Here is a 21,496-nt window from a genome sequence, read left to right as displayed (position 1 = left end):
AGACGGTTGCGTCCCGTCCATGCACCATAGAGCGGCCGGTACCGTCCCGTCCATAGGCTAGGGTGATCGATATGACCCAGCGCGCACCGTCCGGAGCAGCCGTTCTCAAGCCAGACGTCACCGCGGCGATCATCAAGGCCGTCCTCGCCGAGCTGGTCGAGCGCAGCTACGCCCGGCTGTCGATGGAAGGCGTCGCCAAGAGAGCCGGCACCAGCAAAAGTGCTCTGTATCGCCGCTGGCCCACCAAACAGGACATGGTGCTCGCGGTACTCGCCGATATCAGCGTCCCCATGGCAGACGTCACCGAGACCGGCGACCTCCGCCGGGACATGCGCGCCGCCGCGGAGTCGATGGCAGCCTGGCTCGCCTCGGAGCCCTACGCCAAGATCATCCCGGATCTGATCGCCGAAGCACACCGGACACCCGCGCTCGCCGAGGCGATCTCCGTGTCGCTGGCGAAGCCACGGCGCGCCCACCTGCGCTCACTCCTGACGCGAGCAATCGACCGGGGTGACCTGCCGGCGGACACCGATATGGAAATGGCCCAAGACCTCGTGGCCGCCCTCATCTATTGGCGCATGGTCGTACGACAGGCACCGGTCGAGCCGCACTACCTCGACCATGTGACCGACACCGCCCTGCGCGCCCTGCGCGCCACCGGCACAGAAACACGAGAAGCCTGACCGACACCCCGGGATAGCCCCGAGCCCCTCACCCGCTGCGCTCCGGGATTTGCGCGGTCAGCCATCGCGTCCCTCGCCGGGAAGAAGAACGGCAGGGGGTGGCGGGACCGCAGGGCTCCCCCTCGCGGCATGTCGCGACGCCCCGGCTACTACCCGTTCAGGCGGGCCATTACGCGATAGAGCTGCTCATCGTCGAGTGGCGGCTCCGGAAGGTCGAGCCCGGCAACACGGAAGCCGTCGAGCGCCAAGTCCAGGTTCCGCCGCCACGCCCGGGGGGCGATACCACCGGTGACCTCGGCGATCCTGCTACTCGCCCAGAGCAGCACGACAAGGTCGGCAGTGGTGACATCCGGGCGCACAACGCCCGCTTCCTGCGCTTGGGTGAGAACTCGTTCGGCGAGTCCGCAGAGGCGGTTGTGCAGAGCTTCGGTGCGCTCGTCCTCAGGGAAACGCTGCGATACGAAGTCGCAGAAGCCGCGATCGCCCACTTGGGCCGAGCACAGCACGCGCAGGAAGCCGCAGAACCCGTCCCACGGGTCGGCCGAGTTCATTCCGGCCTCGATATCGTCGAGGAATTTCTGGAGAGACGCTCCATAGACGGCCACCAGCAGGTCTATGCGGCGAGGAAAGTGCCGGTAGAGGGTGCCGATCGCGAGATCGGCACTCCGCGCGATCCCTTCGAGGGAAGCCATCGCACCTTGTTCGGCGAAGGCAGTCCTGGCATGTGCGATCAGCAGCTCACGATTGAGGCGTGCGTCCCTGCGGGGCGACACCGAGGGGTCCACGGCCGACATGACACATGATGCTACCAAAGTCGAGGCCCCCCTCACCATAAGTCGAGGGGGGCCTCACTTTAGTGTTAACCTCACGTCCGAGACCCTCGCATCATCGGCACTCGGAAAGGCCGCACCATGCCCAAGCTCGACGGCAAGACAGCAGTCATCACCGGCGGCACAGTCGGAATGGCATTCACGACCGCCCGGCTGTTCGCCGAGGAAGGCGCGCACGTCATCATCACCGGACGGCGCGCAGACAGATTGGAGGAGGCCGTCGCCGCACTCGGTCGCAATGCCACCGGAGTACAGGGCGATGTGAGCAACCTCGAGGACCTCGACCGTGTGGTCGAGGCCGTCACCGAACGAAGCGGCCGGGTCGACGTACTGTTCGCGAGCGCCGGCAATCACACTTTCGACGAACCGCTCGGTGCGGTGACCGAGAAATCCTTCGACGAAGTCTTCGACGTCAATGTCCGAGGCACCTTCTTCACCGTGCAGAAGCTGCTGCCCCTGATGACCGACGGCGCCTCGATCATCCTCAACGGATCGGCAGCCGCGGTCCAGGGCAGCCCCGGAAGCACGGTGTACGCCGCGAGCAAAGCCGCACTGCGATCATTCGCGCGCACGTGGACCACCGACCTGAAAGAGCGGCGCATCCGCGTCAATGTCCTCAGCCCCGGCGCGATTCGCACCCCCTCGTTCGAGACGTTGCCTGCGCACTTCAAATCCCAGGCTCTGGCAGCGATTCCCGCCGGCCGACTGGGCACGGAAGCCGACGTCGCCACCACAGCACTGTTCCTCGCATCGGCGGACTCCAGCTACATCACCGGCGCCGAACTGCCCGTCGACGGCGGCCTCACTCAGGTCTGAGGCGACAGGTTCACCGGCAGGCGCGAAGCCTCACGCGCGAGGGACCGGTTCTCCGTCGAGTCGTCGGGTATATGGACCGACCGGGCGAGGAGTTCGAGCGCGGTCGCCGAGCTGGATCCCGCCGCGGTGGTGATCGCGACGACCGACTGTTCCGGGGAACGGGCCGGTGTGAGGTTCTGCTGGGTGACCGTCAGCATTCCCACCAGCGGATGGCGTAACTCGTAGGCGTCGGCCTCGCACGGTTTGACCCGGTGATCACCCCACAGTGCGACGAACTCCGGGCTCTTCATCGACAGTTCCCCGATCAACGAGGCCAGCACCGCGTCCTCGGGGTGCCGCCCGGCGACGGCCCGCAGGTTACCGACGACAGCGCGGGCTTTGCGTGGCCAGTCCGCATACAGGTCACGAGTGTGCGCGTCGAGGAACAGCAGCCGGGCCAGATTCGGCCGGTCCGCGGGACGGTCCGGCGCGGTGCGGTCGATATGCCCGGCCAGTAACGCATGTCCCAGCGCGTTCCAGGCGAGGACGTCGGTCCGGCGGCCGAGGACGAGCGCGGGTGTGGTGCCGAACGCGCGCAGCAGGTCTCGCGTCAGGGGATCGAGCTTTTCCGGTGGTGGCCGGCGCTGTGTCCGGGGACGCTGTGCGGCGAGTTCACGGAGATGCTCGTGCTCGTGCGCGTCGAGTCGCAGGGCTCCGGCGAGAGCGTCCAGGATCGCGTCGGAGGCATTGACCGACTGCCCCTGCTCCAACCGCGTGTAGTAGGACGCGCTCACACCCGCCAACTGGGCCAGCTCCTCACGGCGTAGCCCACTGACGCGCCGGCGTTCGTACCGCGCGGGCAGCCCGACATCCTCGGGACGCAGCAGCGCGCGTCGTGCCCGGAGAAACTCGCCCAACTGGCCGGAAACACCCATGACCCCAGTGTGCACCGTTGGGGTCCGGGAAGCCTGACCCTGCCGGTGGTAGGCAAAAGCGGGGCTGGTTGATCTCGTGCGGGAACCGCAGGCTGTGCCGAAGACCAGTGAACACCTTCTTTGGAGCGAACATGCACGAGATCACGCTGGGTGACGTCACGATCACCCGGGTCATGGAGTACTTCGGGTCGGTCGAGATGTCACCGGACACCTTTTTCCCCGAGAGCCCCGAACACACCTGGCAGCAGCACACGTCCTGGCTCGCACCGGATTTCCACGACCCGGAAACCAACGTCTGCGTCTCCGCCATACAGACGTGGTTGCTGCGCAGCGAAGGCAGGACGATCCTGGTCGACACCGGCGTCGGCAACCACAAGGAGCGGCCCTACGCCACCGTGTGGAGTCACCTGAACACCGACTTCCTCGGCAACCTCGCAAAGGCCGGCGTCCGGCCCGAGGACGTCGATATCGTGATCAACACCCACCTGCACGTCGATCACGTCGGCTGGAACACCTACCTCGACGGCCGGGACTGGGTTCCGACATTTCCCAATGCCACCTACCTGATGCCGAAACCGGATTTCGACTTCTGGAATCCGGCCAACGGTCACCAGCCAAGGCTGGGCCGCGGCAACCAGAACGTCTTCGAGGACAGCGTCGCCCCGGTGGCCGCGGCCGGCCACGCGCTGCTGTGGGAGGACTCCTACCGAATCGACCGGAACCTGCGGCTCGACCTCGCCCCCGGGCATACGCCCGGGTCGTCCGTGCTGACTCTGGAGTCGGGCACCGACCGAGCGCTGTTCGTCGGCGATCTGCTGCACACACCCGTCCAGATCGTCGAACCGGACACCAACAGTTGCTTCTGCGAAGACCCGGCGCAAGCCAGGGCCACCCGCCGCCGGCTACTCGGCCGAGCCGCCGACACGAACACTCTCGTGCTGCCCGCGCACCTCGGCGGGCACGGCGGGGCCGAGGTGGTCCGCGACGGCGACCGCTTCGCCGTCAAGGCCTGGGCCCCCTTCTCCCGCGTCTGATTCGGAAATCAGGAGAAACACACATGTCCCACCCGATCGTCACCACCACCGAAGGCGCTGTCCGTGGCCGGGCGAGCGGCGGTGCGCACGTCTTCCTCGGTATCCCGTATGCCGCACCCCCGACCGGCCTCATCCGGTTCACCGCCCCGATGACACACCAACCCTGGCAAGGTATCCGGGACGCAACGCGCCCCGGACCGACCGCGCCCCAGCCACACCGCGGGGGCTTCGGCCCGCTCGACATGTCACCGTATTTCGGACCCGGCTGGGTCGACGGTGCGGACTACCTGACCGTCAACGTATGGGCTCCGCCGGATGCCCGGAACTGCCCGGTCATGGTGTTCGTCCACGGGGGCGGGTTCGTCGCGGGTTCCGCCCGGTCACCGCTCTACGACGGTACGGCTTTCGTCCGCGACGGTGTCGTGCTGGTGACCCTCGAGTACCGCCTGGGTATCGCCGGATTCCTCGATCTGCCCGACGCACCGGCCAACCGCGGGTTGCTCGATATCGTGGCCGCACTCGGCTGGGTGCACCGCAATATCGAAGCGTTCGGCGGCAACCCCGGCAATGTCACACTTTTCGGCCAGTCCGCGGGGGCCACTCTCGTCAGCGGTGTCCTCGCCACCCCGGATTCGAGCGGCCTGTTCCATCGCGCGATCGTGCAGAGCGGCAACGGTTCGGGCGCGTTGTCGCAGGAGCAGGCGGCACGAGTCACCCACGCGGCCGCCGCCGCACTCGGCATCGCGCCGACGGCAACGGATTTCGCCGGTGTCCCCGAGGAACGGCTCATCGAGATCTTGCCCGAACTCGCCGGTCTGGACCTGCGCACGAGCACCCGATTCGACCCGTTGCTCGGACTCAGCCCGTTCGGTCTCGTACTGGACCGTCAACCGACCGAGGCGGTGGCAGCCGGCGCCGGCGCGGTCCCTCTCCTGATCGGAACGAACACGCACGAGGCCAACCTGTATCTCGCGCCACAGGGACACCTGGCCACCACGACCGCCGAGGACGTGCACGCCCTCGCCGCGCAGGTATCTCCGGACCCGGCCGGGCAGGTAGCGGCGTACCGGGCACGCCATCCCGGGGCGAGCTGGGGTGAGCTACGTTCGGCGATCATGGGTGACGCGCTGTTCGGCGCGGGCAGCGACCGTCTCGCCGAAGCACACGCCGCGCACGGGCCGACATACACCTACGAGTTCGCCTGGCCGTCCACCGCGGTGGAGGGCCGGCTCGGCGCGGCGCACACGGTGGAACTTCCGTTCGTCTTCGACCGCGCGGATCTCCCGGAACTGCACGGCCCTCGTGGTCTGCTCGGCCCCTCCGAATCTCCCGCTGCTCTCGCCGCGCGCATGCATGGGGCATGGGTGCGGTTCGCCCGTACCGGCGACCCCGGCTGGGACCCCGCGCAGCCCCATCGTTTCACCGCGCCGGACCAGCCCGGAACGCCCTGAGAAAGGTACGGACGCCCTCGACTACGAGCGGCTCCACGCGAGGATCTTCCGCGGCATTGGCCGAGCCGAACTTGTTGAGCGCGACCCCGAACGCCAGCACGAGGAATTGGTCGACCGCGAGCCGGGGGTCGGGAATATCGAGTAGCCCGGCCGCGGCGAAGGCGGCGAACCGCTCGGCGATTGCTTCTTCGGGAGTATCGGCCATCGGGTTGTAGCCCGGGTGCGGCAGGTGGCCGGATTCCGTGCGGACCAGCCGGACCAGCGTTGCGTATTCCGCCGAGCCGAGCATATCGGTGGCGATACGCATCGAGAAGGTGACCAGAGCGTCTTCGAGATCGGCGCTTTCCGGGAGTTCGGTGAGGGTGTCGTCGAGCGTGCGCCGGATCGTCTCGGTCAGCGACTGGCCGACCGCGTCCACGACCGCCTGCAGCAGTGTGTGCTTGTCGCCGAAGTAGTCGTAGACCGTCCGTTTGGAGACCTCGGCGCGGGCGGCAACCGCATCGACACTGGATCGGTCGAAACCGTGAGCGAGGAACAGGTCCCGCGCGGCGGAGAGTATGGCGGCCCGCTTGGGGGTCGACCCCTCACGCAGTGTCTTCGTGGTCGGCATGACGACATCCTAGCGAATTACACTGCACGGTGTAGTGTAGCCGTGTGTGCCGCGCCGGTCGCGGGGCTTGCACGCCGTCCCGACCGCAACTACGGAAGGAAGTCCATGACCGAAACGCTGGCACCCGCCGCCCGTATCGGGAAGCCCGCCGTCGCAGCACTCGGCCTGCTGGCGGTCGCCACCGGCGCCCTGGAATCGGTGGTGGCGCCGACCCTCCCCCTACTGCAACGCGAGCTGGATATGACGCCGGCGCAAGGCGCGCTGCTGAGCGTCGTACTCCTCGTCACCGGCGCGCTCATCACACCGGTCGCCGGCACGTTCGGCGACCGCTACGGCGGAAAACGCGTCCTGATCCGGCTGATGGCAGTGGTCTCGGCGGGCGGGCTGATCTCCGCCCTGGCACCCAACCTGCCCGTCCTGCTGCTCGGCCAGATACTGCAGGGAGCGATGATCGGCGCCCTGCCGCTGTCGTTCATCCTGGTCCGCGAACACCTGCCCGCGGACGCGGCGAAGGTGGCCATCGGTGTGGTCAGCGGGTTGTTCGTGGGGGGCGGGATGGCGGGAACGCTGGCGGCCGGGCCGGTGGCCGAAGGACTGTCCCGGCACTGGATGTTCGCGCTGCCGACGTTCGCGGTCATCCTGGCCACCGCGCTGGTGAACCGGCTGATGCCGCACGATACGCCCGGTGGGCCGGACGCCGCCGGGATCGACTGGCCGGGCCTGGCCATGTTGAGCGGGTCCCTGACCACGCTCATGCTCGGACTCGCGCTGGCACCCGATCTCGCTTCCCGGCCACTCGTCCTCGGCGCCCTCGTCGTGGTTCTGGCAGCGTTCGTCACCGGATGGATAGCCGTCGAACGGCGCGCGACCGCACCGATGATCGATCTGCGTATGCTCGCCCGGCCCGCGATATGGCAGCCGTGCGTGCTGACGTTCACGATCTGTGTCGGTACCTCGGTGGCGGTCTACCTGGTCCCGCAACTACTCGCGGTCCCGGCCGGCGAATACGGGTTCGGAGCGAGCGCCACCGAAATCGGATTCCTCTTGCTACCCGGCGCCGTGGCCGCGACGCTGGCCGGGCCGCTCAGCGGGGTGTGGGTGCGGCGTTCCGGCTCACGTGCCGTGATCACCGCCGGAATCGTGATCCTCAGCGTCGGCCTGATCGGCCTGGCGGTCCTGCACAGCGAGGTCTGGCACCTCGTCGGGGGTAAGGCGATGATCGCGCTCGCCAACGGCCTGTGCGTGACCGCGCTGGTGGCCGGCATCGCCACCGCCGTCGACCGGCGGGACACCGGTATCGCCACCAGCCTGGTCCTGGTGACCCGTGTACTCGGCTACGCCGTGGGTGCGCAACTCAGTGGCGTGCTCCTTACCGCCGCAACACCTTCCGGGTCCGATGTCCCGGCCGAATCGGCCTTCGTCACCGGCTTCGTCATCGCCGGCTCCGTGACGGCGCTGTCTTTGTTCGTCGTCCGGTCCATGAAAAAAGGAGACACACAATGACCGCTACAGAACTGCCGCGGGGTAGCCGGATCAAGCCCCGCCGGACGGTACTGATATCCGGGGCGAGCATCGCGGGGCCCGCTCTCGCCTTCTGGCTGAACCGGTACGGATTCGCGGTCACGGTGGTCGAGAAGGCAGACGCCTTCCGCGGTGGCGGTTATCCCATCGACGTACGCGGTACCGCACTCGAAGTCGTGCGGCGGATGGGTATTCTGCCGCGATTACAGGACGCGCATATCGACCTGCGCCGGATCTCCTTCCTCGACGGCGCCGGCGATACGGTGGCATCACTAGACCCACTCGCCGTGACCGGCGGCACGGGTAACGATCTGGAGGTGCCGCGCGGGGTGCTGACCGCCGCTCTGTACGAGGCGGTTCGTGACGATGTGCAGTTCCTGTTCGCCGACTCCATCGACACGCTCGACCAGTCGGACCACGGCGTCGACGTAACCTTCCGCCGGGGCGGCACAGAAACGTTCGACCTGGTAATCGGGGCGGACGGCCTGCATTCCCGCACCCGGGAACTGGTGTTCGGCCCCGAAGAACCGTTCCATCGATACCTCGGCTACTGCTTCGCCGGCTTCACCATGCCCAACACCCTTGGGCTGCGCCGCGAGACCGTGTTGTGGAACACGCCGGGCCGGGCCGCGGCGTTGTACGCCGTGGGAGAGAACGACGACACGGTGCATGCCTTACTGAACTTCGTCCACCCGGAGCCACCATTGGACGCGTTCCGCAACCCCGAAGCCCAGGGAGAACTCGTCACCGGCGTTTTCGCCGACGCCGGATGGCAGGTCCCGGGCATGCTGAACGCCATGCGGCACGCCGCGGACCTGTTCTTCGACACGGTCGGCCAGATCCATCTGCCCCGCTGGTCCAGCGGCAGAGTCGCGCTGGTCGGCGACGCCGCCTACGCGCCCTCGTTCCTCACCGGGCAGGGATCCAGCCTCGCGCTCGTCGGCGCATATATGCTCGCCGGCTCACTGGCGAACCGAGACCACGCCGCGGGCTTCGCCGCCTACGAACACGACACCCGGGAGTTCGTGACGTTGAACCAAAACCAGGTCGGCATAGGTGACGCCGCACTGTTCCCGGACACCGAGCAGGCGTTGCGGCGACGAAACGAGAGGCTCCGCAACCTCAGCACGATGCCCGCCCCGGCGGAACGGCCCGCCCATTCCGCCCTGACCCTGCCCGAATTCGGGCCATGACGAACACCTCTTCGCCCCCGGCGGCGAACGAGTAAAACAGCGGCCGCACTGTGGTCATCAGGACACCCGCGCCAACCAAGAGATCGTCCTGCGGAAACGGTGAAACGCTGAGCACCCGGCAGTCGGCATGCGCTCGATCAAGCCGCCGATGCGCGCTTTGTCGGGCCAGGCGGGATCATCACGGCGCAACTTCAAGTGACGATTGTGGTCGGTGCGGTGCGGGTCCTCGTCGCCCAGGAGAAGTTCGGCGGCGTTGTTCTGTTTCCAGGTCAGTGCGGGGGGCGGAAGCCGGTAGCGATGGCGCCCCGGCGTGCGATCGCTTTGGACAATGTGTCGAAGCAGCGGCTGATTCCCACGTGTTCTGGTGGTGGACTGATCGCAGGCTCCGCTGGTTGCTGTTGTGCCAGTGGCGACGAGATCGTCAGGCCGAGCGTGTACACGGGCGGTGCGTTCGGTCGGTCATGCCGCCCGTCGGGTTCTTTGCCCACGCCCGGGCTACCACGCAGTCCAGCAACTCGGGCACCGCCGGATCGGGTTTGCCGGGACGAGGAGGCGGGGCCGGCAGGAGTGCGTGCACCATCGCCCCGACGACTGTACGCGGATACGGGACAGCAAGGGCCCATCCAGCGAGTTGCAGTCACGGAGACCTCGCGGACCGCAGAGATGCACCATACGCCCACCCGCCCGGCGCCGAGCCCGGCAAGATCGGACCGAGTGATCGCCCGTTTCCCCAGGTGAGACCCGCGATTTTGCCTCCCCCGCGCGATCGGATACTCTAGCTGAGCACACCGGTCCGGGTGGCGGAATGGCAGACGCGCTAGCTTGAGGTGCTAGTGCCCGTTATAGGGCGTGGGGGTTCAAGTCCCCCTCCGGACACTTATTTGTGGCATTTGTGCCCCAAAAACCGTGTCCGGGCATCGCCTGGACACCCATTTTCCCCTCAACGCCGTAACCTGCGGTTTCACCCCGAGTGGGGGTGAAACTTGTGACCGATGACACACTGCGGCCACTGCTTCCCTCGTTCACGGCACGGTCCGGAATCGGCGATTCGTCTGTCGTCGCCTCGGGTCCGGCTTTGCCGATGGCGACCCTGGAACAGCCGGTGCGGTCGACGGCCGTGCACAGCATCCGCCCGGTCGACACCAACGGCCGCGTCGTGGACAAAGCCATCGTCGATGCTCTCGACTGGCGTCCCGGTGACCTGCTGTCCTGGCGTGTGGCCGGTGGCCTGGTCTTGATCACCCGCCCTGGGCACGGCCGCCGTGGCGTCACCAAATACGGCCACATCTCCATCCCGGCCGCCGTCCGCCACGCCGCCGGGATCCGCATCCGCGAGCGCGTCCTGCTCGCCGCCGACCCCGACCAGGCCCTGCTGGTCGTCTACCCCGCCGACGTCGTCGACGACATCCTCGCCCGCCGCTTCGCCGAAGGAGCACCACCCCGATGACTACCGGAACGCAAGCCGATATCGCCGCCGTGCAGATGATGATGGACCGCTTCGGCCTCACCGCCGCCGACCTCACGACCGGGGCGTCGAGCCAAAGCATCCGTCTCGCACCGACCTTCGCCGAATTCATCCCGACAGTGATCGACCGGATGCCGGCAGGCCGGACCCTGGAGCACTACGCCACCTACTGGAACAAGATCCTGACCCAATCCGGCTGGGGTGAGCGGCGACTCGACGAACCCACCACCGCGGACCTGCAGGTGCTGTGTGAGCAGATCCGCGCCGCACGCGTCATCCGCCGCTCCGACCGCGGCGGCAACGAGGTCGTGCGCCACGTCATCGACGCCCTGCGCAAGCTGTACAAGCACGCCGAGGACAGCCGGCTCATCGACCCCCGCGACAACCCCGCCACGAGGCTGACCAAACCCAAACGCACTCGCTCCAACCGCCGGGCACTGCCGACCGACCTGCTCGCGCAACTCGTCGAAATTGCTGCCACCACCGGCAACGACCCCGAACTCGACACCCTGATCCTGCGCCTGCACACCGAAACCGCCTGCCGCCGCGCCGGCGCACTGGCACTACGGCCACAGGATCTGGACCCGGTGCAGTCGGTGATCCTGCTCCGCGAAAAGGGCGGTACCCAACTGTGGCAACCGATCTCACCGACACTGATGCAGGCCCTGTGCCGCCATGCCGAACAACGCGGTGCCTCCGCCTCTGGCCCACTGCTACGCACCCGAAACGGCACACCGATATCCCGCCGCCGCTACAACCACCTGTTCGAACGCCTCGGCAAACACCTCCCATGGGTACTCACCCACGGCATCTCGATCCACTGGCTACGCCACACCACCATCACCTGGGTCGAACGCCACTACGGCACCGCCGTCGCCCGAGAATTCGCCCGCCACAGCAACACCGGCGGCGGCGTCACCGGCATCTACACCACCGCAACCATCAACGAAGTCGCGACCGCGGTCGCACATCTCACCGGAGAGCCCCATCCGCTCGCGGCACCGGATGACAAACCCGCCAGCAAACCCCGAAGCCAAGGGTCTGCCTAATTCTGTTTAGAGCATCGCCACCGTACCGAACCCGAGTGCGGAGGTCGGGAAGAGTACGACAGGCCCCCAGATCTGCCGGGTCGGTCCGATACGCCGACCCGGCAGCTCCGGCTGTCAGCCAGCCCATCGTCATCAGTCGCCGCACCTCAGGTATGAACCGCACCGGAAGACCATTTCGAACACGGCTCATATGGCTCCACTCGACCAGGCGCGGCATCGACCGTTCCCGGGCCGTCGCAGAATCCGGTGAACTGCCGTCTGATGGAGAAACCATCCCGCCCCAAAGTGCGCAACACGGCCACCATCCTTACTCAAACGGTCACAATCGCTCCGGAACGATCCACGCAGTGGCGCTGTCAGTCCATCACGAGGTGTCTTTTATCTACCAGCCGGAGACTTCTGTCCGGTTCAATGCGTCGTTCGGGCGACTGGAATCGGTCGATCACATCTTTAGATGCGCATGTCTATGTACCGATATTTAATGGAGTCGTCTGCCGGTTGCCGGACCAGGGCTTGGCCACCCACATGCGCCAAGGGGCCGTAGCTGCCTGGGTGTGGATGGATCCCCTGTGCTCTCGGCTCCCCGCGCACCACACCCAGCAGATATCGGCGCACTGGATGTTGACCATCTGCAGGAACTCAGTGGAGCTGGCACTGGTCCGCTCCATGACCGTCAGTTGCGGACGCCGATCAGAGCCCAAGCGGTACCGGCCGCATACCCGAAGCGTGAAGAACGCCAAAGGTCATCGAGGCGCCCCAGTCCGCTGCACCGCAGCCCCCTCAGCACAGCAACCCGAAGTCCGCGAGGCAATCATCGGGAGCGCCGCTACGGCGCCGAGAACCGTCACCCCAATCAGATCTAGTTATTCGAATCGATCGACGCACGATTGCTCTACACAGCTCCGGAGTTATGTTTTTCAGACCACGAACCGGCTTCTACCTCGTCTCGCTTCACGACCGAGATCCCGGCCGCTCCACGGGCCAGTGGGTGAGGTTGCCCAGTGACCGCCACGAGCGCTTCGGCACATTCCACCAGGGATGCCTTGGTGTAGATCGGGGTTGCGGTCGTCCCGGGATCACGGTGCGCCGCGTATCGGCGAGCAACAGCCTCGCCGCACGTACGTTCGACGAAAGTGAGGGTTGTGTGCCGCAGCCAGTGCACGGTCACCCCTTTCGCCTCTGCCCAAGCCAGATGCCGATGGAAACGCCCGTGCAGATTGTCATAACGACGATCGGTGATCGGTTTCCCACCACGAGTCCTCAGCACCTGATGCCCCGAGGCACCAACACCACGACGGTCGACGTGCTCGAGCAACCGCACCATGAGCAGCGGCGTGATCGGATGCCAGGTATCCACCCCACCCTTGTGGTGCAGCAGAACAGTGCAGTCGTCAACGCTGAGGTCATCGACACGCAACCGCAGCGCTGCCTGACGCCGACAAGCCGTCTCGACATGCAGGCGGACAATCAGTGCGTCCAGTTCGCCATCGTTGCCCGTCTCAGCAGCAACACGACCTAACTCGGACACTTGGCCCGGGGTCAGGGCGTGACGAGTGCTCTCCAGCTTGCGCGGCATCGGGACTTTCCCTGCAGGATTCGACGCCGGCGCGATCAGACCGTCCATCTCGGCCAACCGATACAGTCGCCGCACCCCGTGCAGGAAGTTCCGTGCCGCAGCACTACCCCCACGCCAGTTCGACCTCACTACCGCACCGGCCTTGTACCGGTTCATCAGCTGCAACACCTCGGTAGGTGTCGGCTCGTCCAAAGGCCGTGGGCCCCACGCTTGACGCAGAAACCGCCAGCAGGCGCCATAGGAATCCCTCTGGGCTCCGGACTCCGCGTCGAGCATCTTGGGAATGAAGTCGTCAAAGGTCGGGGCCCTCAACACGACCGGCTCAGCAGGCGCACGCACCACCGTCAGGCCCAGCCGCGAGACGGTCTGCAGCAAATCGGCTACTTCGGAGTCCTTCATGGCCGGTGGCGCCCGAGACCTGCGGAATACGCACTCAACGCCGCCGCTAAGACACGCGGCGGATACACCCAAAGCACCTCGTCGTCCAGCGATCCAGCCAGCAACACACGGTCACGCGCATACAATCCAACCCTGTTGCGGATACGGGCGGGAAGGAAGACAAACCCCGACCGCGGCAATCGCTGCCCCTTCCGCGAGCGGCGTATCACGACCAGCCCGTCCTTCACCACCATCGAAATCATCTGGTCAGAAGACCAACCGAGTCTATGCACCGTGGACCGGGCAGCCAGCCTACCTCGTTCGTCGATCGAAGTGACCGAACAATGAAGCTCGCCGCACCCCACGTGCGCCGAGATCTCCGGGTACAGGAAATCCGGCGCCAAGTTCACAGGCGCCACCCCTCCCGATGTCGCCGCCGGATAGAGGCCCTCATAAAACTGCTCAGGCGAACTCATAGCCGCCCTCCCCACGAGTCAGAAACCCCTTTCCGAGGGTAATGACCGGGAAACCAGTTTCCTCGGTGCAGCTTCATCCGCGCACAGAGAAGCCGGGGCGTCAGGGGCACGCGGCGGATGAATTGTGCCCTCAGGCAATTACTCTCGGCAGAGGAAACTACGGGAACCTTACAGAGAATGGCTACGAACCCACGACATAAAACTGTGCCGCCCCCGGGCACAATGACGCCTCCTGAGCTACAACCCACTGCGGATACGACCACACAGAGGTACACAACTGGGATACAAGACAAAGCACACCGCTTTCTGCCCTGTCAGCTGATCTCCCCAATAAAACTATACACGCTGCGAGGGACTGGTGGCGGCCAGCGACCGTAGGCAGCAACGCAAGGGCCACCTACTCGACAGAATCTTGGCGTTCCTGCCAGATTCTTCGCTCGTCGCGTACCAAAAACGGTCTGCAGTCCCCCCTCGCGCACAAAATCACGTCATCCATGACACATGTCCGTGCCGCGTGTTGGAGTGCACTCTCACACACGGAGGCCGACCAGTGGATATCAGGTCTGAACTGCACAGATTACTGGCAACATTGCCGGATCGCGACAGTCTTGACCCCTCGAATAAGTTTGCCCGCCGGGGTGATCGACGATGATCGCCCCAGTCGTTCCACCGCTGTCACCGCTTCAGGAACTCATCCACGGATCGCTGATCACCGAGCGTCCCGTACGTCCGGCCGACGGTGAAGTCGTCTACGGGATCTGCACCATCGGCGATGGCGGCCGAGTGCTCGACAAGATCACTTTCGCGGCCTTGAACTGGCATTCAGGAATTTCGTTGCAGCTGACCTACCTGGATGGCGGGGTCGTACTGGCCCGACCCGTCCCGCATGGAGACGTGGTGGTCGCAGCGGGCCGATACTTCCGTATTCTTTACCGGCTGCGGCGCCAAGTGAGCCTGTTCATCGGCGACCGGGCCCTGCTGATCGGGCACCGCTCCCGAAATCAGCTGCTGATCCATCCGCCCGCCGCACTCGATCAGCTGTGTGCGGCGAGCTTGAAATTGCTGAAAGTGGAGCAACCATGACCACACCGAACTCATCCTCTGCCAATGCCGAAACGGTGGCCGCCGCCCGCTTGCTGCTGACCCAGATGGGTCTGTCGATCGCCGACCTCTTAACTCCTGGTGCTCCGGTCCCCACCTTCGCCGACGTCATCCCGGCAGTGCGGACGCGGTTGTCCGAGGGCACGCTACGTACATACGGCACCCACTTCGACCATCTACTCGAGGCATGGAAAGACCACCGACTCGACGAGGTGACGAAAGCCGATCTGGAAGAGCTGGCCGGACGCATCTAGGCCGGCGCGCGGGTCAATCGGGCCTCGCGCGGGGGTTCGAGCGCGGTCGAGCATTTCATCAGCGCGACTCGCTGTGTCTACCGTTATGCCGAGGACGCCGGTTGGATTCGTTCCGCTGAAAATCCCGCACGTCAGCTCACCATGTGTCAGCGGCCATGAAATCCTCCCCATAGGCGGCCATATAGCGCCCCGCTGGTGGCCAGCGGATTCCCCACGGATGGCCAGTTATCTCCCCGGGTGATTTGTCCGGGTTGCCGCGCGGGCAGGCTCGTGCGGCGTGAAGAGCAGTAGGGAGATCATGGAGATCTTGGAGGCGTTCGACCTCACGGGTTCCTATCGTGCGGCGGCGGCGCTGGCCGGCTGCGACCATCACACGGTCGCCCGGTATGTCGCGTTGCGGGCGGCGGGCGAGAGCCCGGCGGCTCGGGAGCATCGAGCTCGGCCGATTGATGAGTATCTGCCGAAGATCGAAGAGTTGGTGGTGCGCTCGGACGGCCGGATCCGGGCCGATGTGGTGCATCGCCGGATCACGGCTATGGGGTTCACCGGTGGTGAACGCACCACCCGCCGGACGGTGGCGGAGGTCAAGGCGCGGTTGCGGGCCGGTCAGCGGCGGGTGTTCCGGCCATGGATCACCGAGCCGGGGTTGTGGCTGCAGTGGGATTGGGGTGCCGGTCCGGTGATCGATGGGCGGCGCACTCAGTTGTGGTGCGCGTGGTTGGCGTGGTCGCGGTTCCGGGTGGTGATCCCGGTGATGGACAAGACGCTGCCGACGGTGGTGTCGTGCCTGGACGCGACGTTGCGCCGCATCGGTGGTGTCCCGACTTATGCGTTGACCGACAACGAGAAGACCGTCTCGGTCGAGCATGTCGCGGGGATCGCGGTCCGGCATCCCGAAATCGTGGATGTCGCCAAGCATTACGGGATGACGATCCGGACGTGTGTTCCGGCGGACCCGCAGACCAAGGGCGGGTCGGAGGCGACGGTGCGGATCGCGAAAGCCGATCTGGTGCCGACCGATACCAACTTGCTGGGTGAATACCGGACCTTCGGAGCGCTCGAGAGCGCTTGCCGGGATTTCTGCAACGAGGTCAACGGCCGGGAACATCGTGAGACGCGCCGCCGGCCGGTGGATGCCTTGGCCGAGGAACGCACCCGGTTGCATCCGTTGCCGAAGACCCCGTTCACGGTCGCGTTCGGCACCACTCGCCGGGTGAACTGGGATTCGACGGTTTCGGTTGAAGGAGTGCGGTATTCGGTGCCCCATCACTTGGTCGACGCCCGGGTTTGGGTCCGGTTCCACGGTGACGAACTGATCGTCACCACCGTCACCGACTCCGGCCCCGCCGAAGTGGCCCGCCACCAACGGTCGACACCTGGGAACCCGTCGATCGACCCCGCCCACTATCCACCCCGGCCCGAGCACCACACCGACCGGCGTCCGCGACCGTGCAATGCCGAGGAAGCAGCCTTCCTGCTGCTCGGTGACGGCGCCGCCGCCTGGCTGACCGAAGCCGCCGCAGCCGGGACCCGCCGGATCCGGGCGAAGATGGCCGAAGCGGTCACCCTCGCGAAACTCCACCCGCCCGAAGAGGTCGACCGGGCGCTCGGGATCGCTGCGATCGCAGGACGTTTCGCCGAGAACGACCTGATCCGGATCCTGACCCACAACCTCGGCCGCGATCACGCCGAACCCACCCGCGCCGGTGAAGGCCACAGCCTGCAACCGGGCACCTCGGCCTGGTCGAACTTCGGCCTGCCTGCCACGAACCCTGAAAGCGAGCACTGACATGTCTGCCCCGTTGCGTGTTGCCGGCCCGACCGGCGATCCCCTCGCCGAAGCCATCGCGCTGACCAAACGCCTGAAACTGCCCTACCTGCGCCGCGCCCTCACCGATCTGGTCCCGACCGCGAAAGCCCAACGCTGGGACCCCGCCGAAGTCGTGAGGGTCCTGCTCGCCGAAGAAGCCGCCGGCCGCGACGCCACCAACCTGCGGACCCGCCGCAAACGCGCCGGGTTCCCCGCCGGGAAAACCTTCGGCGACTGGGACGAGGCCGCGTCCTCGATCCCGCGACCGACCCAGGACGCACTGAAAACCCTGGAATGGGTGCGCAACAAAGAAAACCTCTGCATCTGCGGGCCTTCCGGAACGGGCAAGAGCCACTTCTGCGAAGCCCTCGGCCAGACCGCGGTCGAAGCCGGGCTCACCGTCGCCTGGTTCACCATCGAAGACCTCGGCGCCCTCATGCGCCGACACCGCGTCGACGACTCCATCACCCGCGCGATCACCCGCCTGATCCGCACCGACCTCATCATCGTCGACGACATCGGCCTGCTTCCGGTCTCACCGGATGCCGCCGAAGGCTTCTACCGGCTCGTCGACGCCGCCTACGAACGCCGAGCCCTGGCCGTCTCCTCGAATCTGCACCCCTCCGGATTCGACGAAATCATGCCGAAAACCCTCGCCACCGCCACAGTCGACCGGCTCCTGCACCACGCCCACGTCGTCGTCACCGACGGCGACAGCTACAGCCTCGCCCAAGCCACCACCGGCCAGGGGGTGAAACCACTGAGATGACCAACCCCCAAACGGGGAATTATCTGGCCACGGGGAAATAACCGGCCGCCGTTGGGGACTCCCAGCCGGCCACCAGCGGGGAAAACAACTGGCCGCCAGCGGGGAAGACTGACTGGCCGTTGACACAAAGACGGGATGATCCGGACAGCGGATTCCGCAAATGGATACGCGGCAGTACGCTCACAACTCGATTAGCGATCCAACAGAGCTGTCCCTGAACCGGTCTAACTCGCCAAGAATCAGGCGCTCAACGAAAACCCCCAACCCGTGCGAGCTCGCAGCCACCAGTCTCGACACCGGATTCGTCCGCGCCGGTGGGGCAGGTCACGCTGTCACCCAATCGTGCAGCAGTCCCGGTCGCCTTACGCTGTGGTCGCTTATTGGGAATGTCCATCCGGCTCTCCGGGGCGCCCTGACTGCTGTTTGAGATCTGCGCTCGGTCGCTGGTTTACGGATGTGTCGGCGGGGCGTTCCTCGGGGCCGCTGACAAGGGCATCGTCAAGTGGACAGAGACGCGCGTGGCCGAGGTTCTGGACAAGGACTGGGCGGGAATTGATGTCGGCAAGACCCATATCTGGGTGTGTGCGGTCGACACCGATGGCAGAACACTGTTGTATCGGAAGGCGGGCAACGACGAGACCGAGATCTTACACCCGGCCGATCAATGATACTTGAGTAACCGCGGCGGGCCACCGCTTCGGCTGTTGCTCACATCGCCGGATTTCGGATGGCCAGCACGCTGCCTTCGGCATCGGCGGAGAGGTAGAGGGTGCCGTCCGAACCCGCTGCAATTCCGGCGAATGGGCCTTCTGGACCAAAAAGCGGCGGTATTCCCCGCAGCGGTCGCGGGGTGATACCCGGCGGGGCACCGACCGGCAGATCGCAGGCGATGACGTCGCGGACCCGGGTGTCGAGATCGAAATTGATCAACATCTTCGCTCCGACATCGACGATATAGAGCTGCCGGTCGCAGATCAGGATGCCCTGGGGTTTGTCGAGCCCGTCCACCACCGTGTCGGCGCCGGAATCGGAGATCGATACGATTCGGCCGGCGCCCGATTCGGAAGCGTAGCAAGTTCCGTCCGGACCGAATGCGACACCGACGGGTTCCCGCAGACCCGAGGCCAGTACCTCGAACTGGCCGGATCGAACCAAGAGGACCCTGCCGGTTCCGAACTCGGCTGCCGCGATGACCCCGTTCGGTGCGATCGCGACGCCGTAGGGCTGGTCGAGGCCCTCCGCCAGGATGGCACTGTACTGGCTCGCAGGGCGGTAACGGGCGACCGAGCCAGTGGCGGTGGTGACGATGAATTCGCCGCCGCCGATGGCATCGACACCCCGAACGAACCCGGGAAAGCCGGGCGAGGAGAGCATTCCCGCCACCCGCGGCTCGTGCCCCGGGTGCAGGACGTAGAGGTATGTCCAGTCGGCGATGTAGAGGTTGCCGTTCTCGTCCACGGTCAGGTCCAGCGGCCAATTCAATCCGCCGGGCAAGGTTGTTCTCGTCTGTCCGCCGTCGAGGATCTCGGTGATCTCTCCGGTGAAGCTCGAGACGAACAGCCTGTCACCCACAAAGGTGCAGTTGTCGAGCCCCGGTGGCAGCGTGGCCAATACGCTGCGGTCCCCGGTACGGGGATCGATACGCACAACCTCACCGGAGTACACCTGGGTGGAGACGATGCGGCCCTGGGAATCGAATTTCACGGAGTCGGGAACGCCGAGGTCGCCCGCAACCCGTTCCGGTTCGCCTCCGTCGGGATCGATCCGCCAGATCTCGTTGGTTCCCATGACCGGGTAGTACAGGAGGCCGTCGGGACCGACCTCCATCGCATTGGGCATGGGAACATTGTCGAGCAGGACGCGTGGCGCGCCACCGGCCGGATCGAGCTCCATCAGACGCCCCGCGACGCGACACTCGTTGACGAACAATCGGCCCCGATGCACGGTAATACCGTTCGCGGCGGGCAGATCGTCGCGCACCACGCGGGTGCGGCCGTCGGAGCTCCGTGCGCTCACGCGGCCTTCCATGGGTTCGGTGGCGAAGAGCTCGCCGCATGGGTCGAAAGCGAGATCATCGGGCCCGACGATGTCTCCTCCCATTGCGCTGATGGTCTCCAGCGCGCCCGTCTCGATATCGAGGGCACTGATCTGACTGCCGGTTACCTGCGCAACATAGATACGACCGTCCGGCCCGGTACGCAAACCATTCGCGCCGAACAGCCGACTCGGTGGAGTGAGCCGATCCAGTCGCCATCCGTCAGCGAGCTTCGGTGCCACGGTTCCGGTGTAGCGATTCCGAGGAAACACGGTGGGCTCCGATCACTTCACCAGGCAACCGGCATTTGCCGTCAGGGGTGCACCGGTCATATATCGGGATACTTCCCCGATCCGACGCAGCACCACATCCCGGATCTCCACGCCGGAATGCCATTGCCCTCCGACAGATTTACGCGCGTTGATCGCAATTATGCCGAGGCCCTTCGCGAACCACGCCGCATTCCGGCGCCGCCCGCGCATGACACCGACGCCGAAAGCGGCCATTCCTTCTACCTGCCGAATCATGAAGCCCTCAGTTCGTAGCGGATCGAGCGTGTCGATGCTCGATATCCACCGGACCATGGTGCGCCGACCTGCGCAAGAATTTCACTCTCACACCCAAGAGTATCATTCCGCTCTGAACGAGAGTATCATTCTCAAATGACCGGCCGGTAGACGTCGAGGGCAGCGCCTGGAAGCCGATCGACGCCATGTGCTCGTCCTGGTCCGGAGTGAGATACCACCCCTCGGCCATTTCTTGCAATCGCTGTACCCGATGCTCCGGTACGACATGGTCATCCACCATGAGGGTGCCGCTCAGGCAGGGAACCAGATCGGGCACCGCCCGCGACCCCGGGCTCCCATGCCACTATTCATCCAGATCGGTCGCGCCGTCCGACGACCCTAGCCAGCCAGGCATTGTGAATGCACGACGGGCAGCCGGACCCGGCCGCGACGGCGTATCCGGGCCGTCCGCGTCGATATGGTTCACACCGTGCTGCCGCCGTCGGCCAGAAGGGTACTGCCTGTCATGAACGCCGACAGATCGGATGCACAGAAAAGGGCGACCCGGGCGATATCGTCGGGGACACCCAGGCGGCCGATCGGAGCGGTGAGCATGAGCGGGGTCGGCGGGGTGTCGGCATCGCCGCTACTCGTGGTCGCGGCGGCCGCGGCGAGCATATTGCCTTCCGTCGGGACATAGCTGGGCGCAACTCCGAGCACGCGGATGCCCAGTGGAGCGAGTTCGAGAGACAACTCGCGAGTGATGCCACGGGCGGCATGTTTCGATCCGACATAGGCAGCAAGCCCAGGTGCGCTGCCGCGGAAGCCAGCGGTGGAGATGATGTTGACGATCACGCCGCCGGCGCCCGCCGCGGCCCGGTGGCGGGGCGCCGCGCCGGAAATTCATCATCGCCGACACCCCGGGGCATGTGCAGTACACCCGGAACATGGTCACCGGCGCCTCGACCGCCGATCTCGCGCTGATCCTGGTGGACGCCCGGCACGGCGTGGCCGAACAGACCCGC

Annotated in this window: 21 protein-coding genes, 1 tRNA gene and 1 pseudogene; 15 read left to right on the top strand and 8 right to left on the bottom strand. The window is 65.9% G+C overall.

What is annotated here, in order from left to right:
• The first annotated feature begins 71 nt into the window (after positions 1-71).
• Positions 72-683: a TetR/AcrR family transcriptional regulator gene (locus QH276_RS16535; protein ID WP_280399817.1), complete on the top strand. Its 612-nt coding sequence runs from the start codon at positions 72-74 to the stop codon at positions 681-683.
• Between the two features lie 149 nt (positions 684-832).
• Here QH276_RS16535 and QH276_RS16530 read toward each other — a convergent pair whose 3' ends face one another.
• A complete protein-coding gene (locus tag QH276_RS16530) occupies positions 833-1,477 on the bottom strand; it encodes a TetR/AcrR family transcriptional regulator (protein ID WP_280399816.1) in 645 nt (214 codons plus the stop codon).
• Positions 1,478-1,594: 117 nt separating this feature from the next.
• Between QH276_RS16530 and QH276_RS16525 the strand changes: the two genes are divergently transcribed.
• Complete coding sequence (locus QH276_RS16525; protein WP_280399815.1) at positions 1,595-2,329, top strand: SDR family NAD(P)-dependent oxidoreductase; 735 nt, start codon at positions 1,595-1,597, stop codon at positions 2,327-2,329.
• On the opposite strand, the gene QH276_RS16520 is transcribed toward QH276_RS16525, so the two are convergent.
• On the bottom strand, positions 2,320-3,243 hold the full coding sequence (locus tag QH276_RS16520) for a helix-turn-helix domain-containing protein (RefSeq protein ID WP_280399814.1): 924 nt from the start codon (positions 3,241-3,243) through the stop codon (positions 2,320-2,322). The two genes, QH276_RS16525 and QH276_RS16520, sit on opposite strands and share 10 nt — an antisense overlap.
• Before the next feature lie 131 nt (positions 3,244-3,374).
• Between QH276_RS16520 and QH276_RS16515 the strand changes: the two genes are divergently transcribed.
• Entirely contained in the window at positions 3,375-4,277 is a 903-nt protein-coding gene (locus tag QH276_RS16515) for an MBL fold metallo-hydrolase (protein WP_280399813.1), read from the top strand.
• 23 nt (positions 4,278-4,300) lie between these two features.
• On the top strand, positions 4,301-5,728 hold the full coding sequence (locus QH276_RS16510; protein ID WP_280399812.1) for a carboxylesterase/lipase family protein: 1,428 nt from the start codon (positions 4,301-4,303) through the stop codon (positions 5,726-5,728).
• Here the strand turns inward: QH276_RS16510 and QH276_RS16505 are convergent.
• Positions 5,697-6,338, bottom strand: coding sequence for a TetR/AcrR family transcriptional regulator (locus QH276_RS16505; RefSeq protein ID WP_280399811.1), 642 nt, complete (start codon positions 6,336-6,338; stop codon positions 5,697-5,699). The two genes, QH276_RS16510 and QH276_RS16505, sit on opposite strands and share 32 nt — an antisense overlap.
• A gap of 105 nt (positions 6,339-6,443) precedes the next feature.
• Here QH276_RS16505 and QH276_RS16500 point away from each other — a divergent pair, with 105 nt between their 5' ends.
• The 5 genes from QH276_RS16500 to QH276_RS16480 all read left to right on the top strand — a co-directional run bounded on the left by QH276_RS16500 (position 6,444) and on the right by QH276_RS16480 (position 11,566).
• Positions 6,444-7,841, top strand: a complete 1,398-nt coding sequence (locus QH276_RS16500; protein WP_280399810.1) for an MFS transporter — start codon at positions 6,444-6,446, stop codon at positions 7,839-7,841.
• Complete coding sequence (locus QH276_RS16495) at positions 7,838-9,052, top strand: FAD-dependent monooxygenase (RefSeq protein ID WP_280399809.1); 1,215 nt, start codon at positions 7,838-7,840, stop codon at positions 9,050-9,052. Before QH276_RS16500 ends, QH276_RS16495 begins: the two co-directional genes overlap by 4 nt.
• A gap of 791 nt (positions 9,053-9,843) precedes the next feature.
• A tRNA-Leu gene (locus tag QH276_RS16490) sits at positions 9,844-9,928 on the top strand.
• Between the two features lie 109 nt (positions 9,929-10,037).
• Positions 10,038-10,499: an AbrB/MazE/SpoVT family DNA-binding domain-containing protein gene (locus QH276_RS16485; protein WP_280399808.1), complete on the top strand. Its 462-nt coding sequence runs from the start codon at positions 10,038-10,040 to the stop codon at positions 10,497-10,499.
• Positions 10,496-11,566, top strand: coding sequence for a tyrosine-type recombinase/integrase (locus QH276_RS16480; protein WP_280399807.1), 1,071 nt, complete (start codon positions 10,496-10,498; stop codon positions 11,564-11,566). Before QH276_RS16485 ends, QH276_RS16480 begins: the two co-directional genes overlap by 4 nt.
• A gap of 892 nt (positions 11,567-12,458) precedes the next feature.
• Here QH276_RS16480 and QH276_RS16475 read toward each other — a convergent pair.
• Together QH276_RS16475 and QH276_RS16470 are read right to left on the bottom strand one after the other, a co-directional pair.
• On the bottom strand, positions 12,459-13,541 hold the full coding sequence (locus tag QH276_RS16475) for a tyrosine-type recombinase/integrase (protein WP_280399806.1): 1,083 nt from the start codon (positions 13,539-13,541) through the stop codon (positions 12,459-12,461).
• Complete coding sequence (locus tag QH276_RS16470; RefSeq protein ID WP_280399805.1) at positions 13,538-13,996, bottom strand: hypothetical protein; 459 nt, start codon at positions 13,994-13,996, stop codon at positions 13,538-13,540. Before QH276_RS16470 ends, QH276_RS16475 begins: the two co-directional genes overlap by 4 nt.
• A 648-nt stretch (positions 13,997-14,644) precedes the next feature.
• Here QH276_RS16470 and QH276_RS16465 point away from each other — a divergent pair.
• From QH276_RS16465 to QH276_RS16445, 5 genes are all read left to right on the top strand, one after another.
• Positions 14,645-15,079, top strand: coding sequence for a hypothetical protein (locus tag QH276_RS16465; protein ID WP_280399804.1), 435 nt, complete (start codon positions 14,645-14,647; stop codon positions 15,077-15,079).
• Complete coding sequence (locus tag QH276_RS16460) at positions 15,076-15,351, top strand: hypothetical protein (protein ID WP_280399803.1); 276 nt, start codon at positions 15,076-15,078, stop codon at positions 15,349-15,351. The genes QH276_RS16465 and QH276_RS16460 overlap by 4 nt, the downstream gene beginning before the upstream one ends.
• Before the next feature lie 277 nt (positions 15,352-15,628).
• Positions 15,629-17,140, top strand: a complete 1,512-nt coding sequence (istA, locus tag QH276_RS16455) for an IS21 family transposase (protein ID WP_280399802.1) — start codon at positions 15,629-15,631, stop codon at positions 17,138-17,140.
• Position 17,141: 1 nt separating this feature from the next.
• The gene (istB, locus tag QH276_RS16450) at positions 17,142-17,930 is read left to right on the top strand and encodes an IS21-like element helper ATPase IstB (protein ID WP_280399801.1); all 789 of its coding nucleotides are present in this window, start codon (positions 17,142-17,144) and stop codon (positions 17,928-17,930) included.
• Positions 17,931-18,448: 518 nt separating this feature from the next.
• Positions 18,449-18,598, top strand: a complete 150-nt coding sequence (locus QH276_RS16445; protein ID WP_280399825.1) for an IS110 family transposase — start codon at positions 18,449-18,451, stop codon at positions 18,596-18,598.
• A 40-nt stretch (positions 18,599-18,638) separates the two neighbouring features.
• Here the strand turns inward: QH276_RS16445 and QH276_RS16440 are convergent, their stop codons facing one another.
• From QH276_RS16440 to QH276_RS16430, 3 genes are all read right to left on the bottom strand, one after another.
• Positions 18,639-20,207 carry an SMP-30/gluconolactonase/LRE family protein gene (locus QH276_RS16440; RefSeq protein WP_280399800.1) on the bottom strand — a complete coding sequence of 523 codons (1,569 nt, stop codon included), beginning with the start codon at positions 20,205-20,207 and terminating at the stop codon, positions 18,639-18,641.
• Positions 20,208-20,249: 42 nt separating this feature from the next.
• Positions 20,250-20,549 carry a hypothetical protein gene (locus QH276_RS16435; protein WP_280399799.1) on the bottom strand — a complete coding sequence of 100 codons (300 nt, stop codon included), beginning with the start codon at positions 20,547-20,549 and terminating at the stop codon, positions 20,250-20,252.
• A 405-nt stretch (positions 20,550-20,954) separates the two neighbouring features.
• Complete coding sequence (locus QH276_RS16430; RefSeq protein ID WP_280406799.1) at positions 20,955-21,374, bottom strand: SDR family NAD(P)-dependent oxidoreductase; 420 nt, start codon at positions 21,372-21,374, stop codon at positions 20,955-20,957.
• Between QH276_RS16430 and QH276_RS16425 the strand changes: the two are divergent.
• Positions 21,362-21,496 (top strand): annotated as a pseudogene (locus QH276_RS16425) (GTP-binding protein); the annotation flags it as partial. The gene QH276_RS16430 and the pseudogene QH276_RS16425 sit on opposite strands and share 13 nt — an antisense overlap.

The sequence above is a fragment of the Nocardia carnea genome, assembly GCF_029869215.1.
Lineage (GTDB): Bacteria > Actinomycetota > Actinomycetes > Mycobacteriales > Mycobacteriaceae > Nocardia > Nocardia carnea_B.
This window is presented reverse-complemented; position numbering and strand designations above follow the sequence as displayed.

What these genes read in the sequence shown, in the direction of transcription:
- QH276_RS16515 (WP_280399813.1), top strand. Translation starts at nt 3,375, where the DNA reads ATGCACGAGATCACGCTGGGTGACGTCACGATCACCCGGGTCATGGAG.
- QH276_RS16475 (WP_280399806.1), bottom strand. Translation starts at nt 13,541, where the DNA reads ATGAAGGACTCCGAAGTAGCCGATTTGCTGCAGACCGTCTCGCGGCTG.
- QH276_RS16525 (WP_280399815.1), top strand. Translation starts at nt 1,595, where the DNA reads ATGCCCAAGCTCGACGGCAAGACAGCAGTCATCACCGGCGGCACAGTC.
- QH276_RS16480 (WP_280399807.1), top strand. Translation starts at nt 10,496, where the DNA reads ATGACTACCGGAACGCAAGCCGATATCGCCGCCGTGCAGATGATGATG.
- QH276_RS16510 (WP_280399812.1), top strand. Translation starts at nt 4,301, where the DNA reads ATGTCCCACCCGATCGTCACCACCACCGAAGGCGCTGTCCGTGGCCGG.
- QH276_RS16505 (WP_280399811.1), bottom strand. Translation starts at nt 6,338, where the DNA reads ATGCCGACCACGAAGACACTGCGTGAGGGGTCGACCCCCAAGCGGGCC.
- QH276_RS16460 (WP_280399803.1), top strand. Translation starts at nt 15,076, where the DNA reads ATGACCACACCGAACTCATCCTCTGCCAATGCCGAAACGGTGGCCGCC.
- QH276_RS16520 (WP_280399814.1), bottom strand. Translation starts at nt 3,243, where the DNA reads ATGGGTGTTTCCGGCCAGTTGGGCGAGTTTCTCCGGGCACGACGCGCG.
- istB (WP_280399801.1), top strand. Translation starts at nt 17,142, where the DNA reads ATGTCTGCCCCGTTGCGTGTTGCCGGCCCGACCGGCGATCCCCTCGCC.
- QH276_RS16500 (WP_280399810.1), top strand. Translation starts at nt 6,444, where the DNA reads ATGACCGAAACGCTGGCACCCGCCGCCCGTATCGGGAAGCCCGCCGTC.
- QH276_RS16530 (WP_280399816.1), bottom strand. Translation starts at nt 1,477, where the DNA reads ATGTCGGCCGTGGACCCCTCGGTGTCGCCCCGCAGGGACGCACGCCTC.
- QH276_RS16465 (WP_280399804.1), top strand. Translation starts at nt 14,645, where the DNA reads ATGATCGCCCCAGTCGTTCCACCGCTGTCACCGCTTCAGGAACTCATC.
- QH276_RS16435 (WP_280399799.1), bottom strand. Translation starts at nt 20,549, where the DNA reads ATGGTCCGGTGGATATCGAGCATCGACACGCTCGATCCGCTACGAACT.
- QH276_RS16495 (WP_280399809.1), top strand. Translation starts at nt 7,838, where the DNA reads ATGACCGCTACAGAACTGCCGCGGGGTAGCCGGATCAAGCCCCGCCGG.
- QH276_RS16535 (WP_280399817.1), top strand. Translation starts at nt 72, where the DNA reads ATGACCCAGCGCGCACCGTCCGGAGCAGCCGTTCTCAAGCCAGACGTC.
- QH276_RS16470 (WP_280399805.1), bottom strand. Translation starts at nt 13,996, where the DNA reads ATGAGTTCGCCTGAGCAGTTTTATGAGGGCCTCTATCCGGCGGCGACA.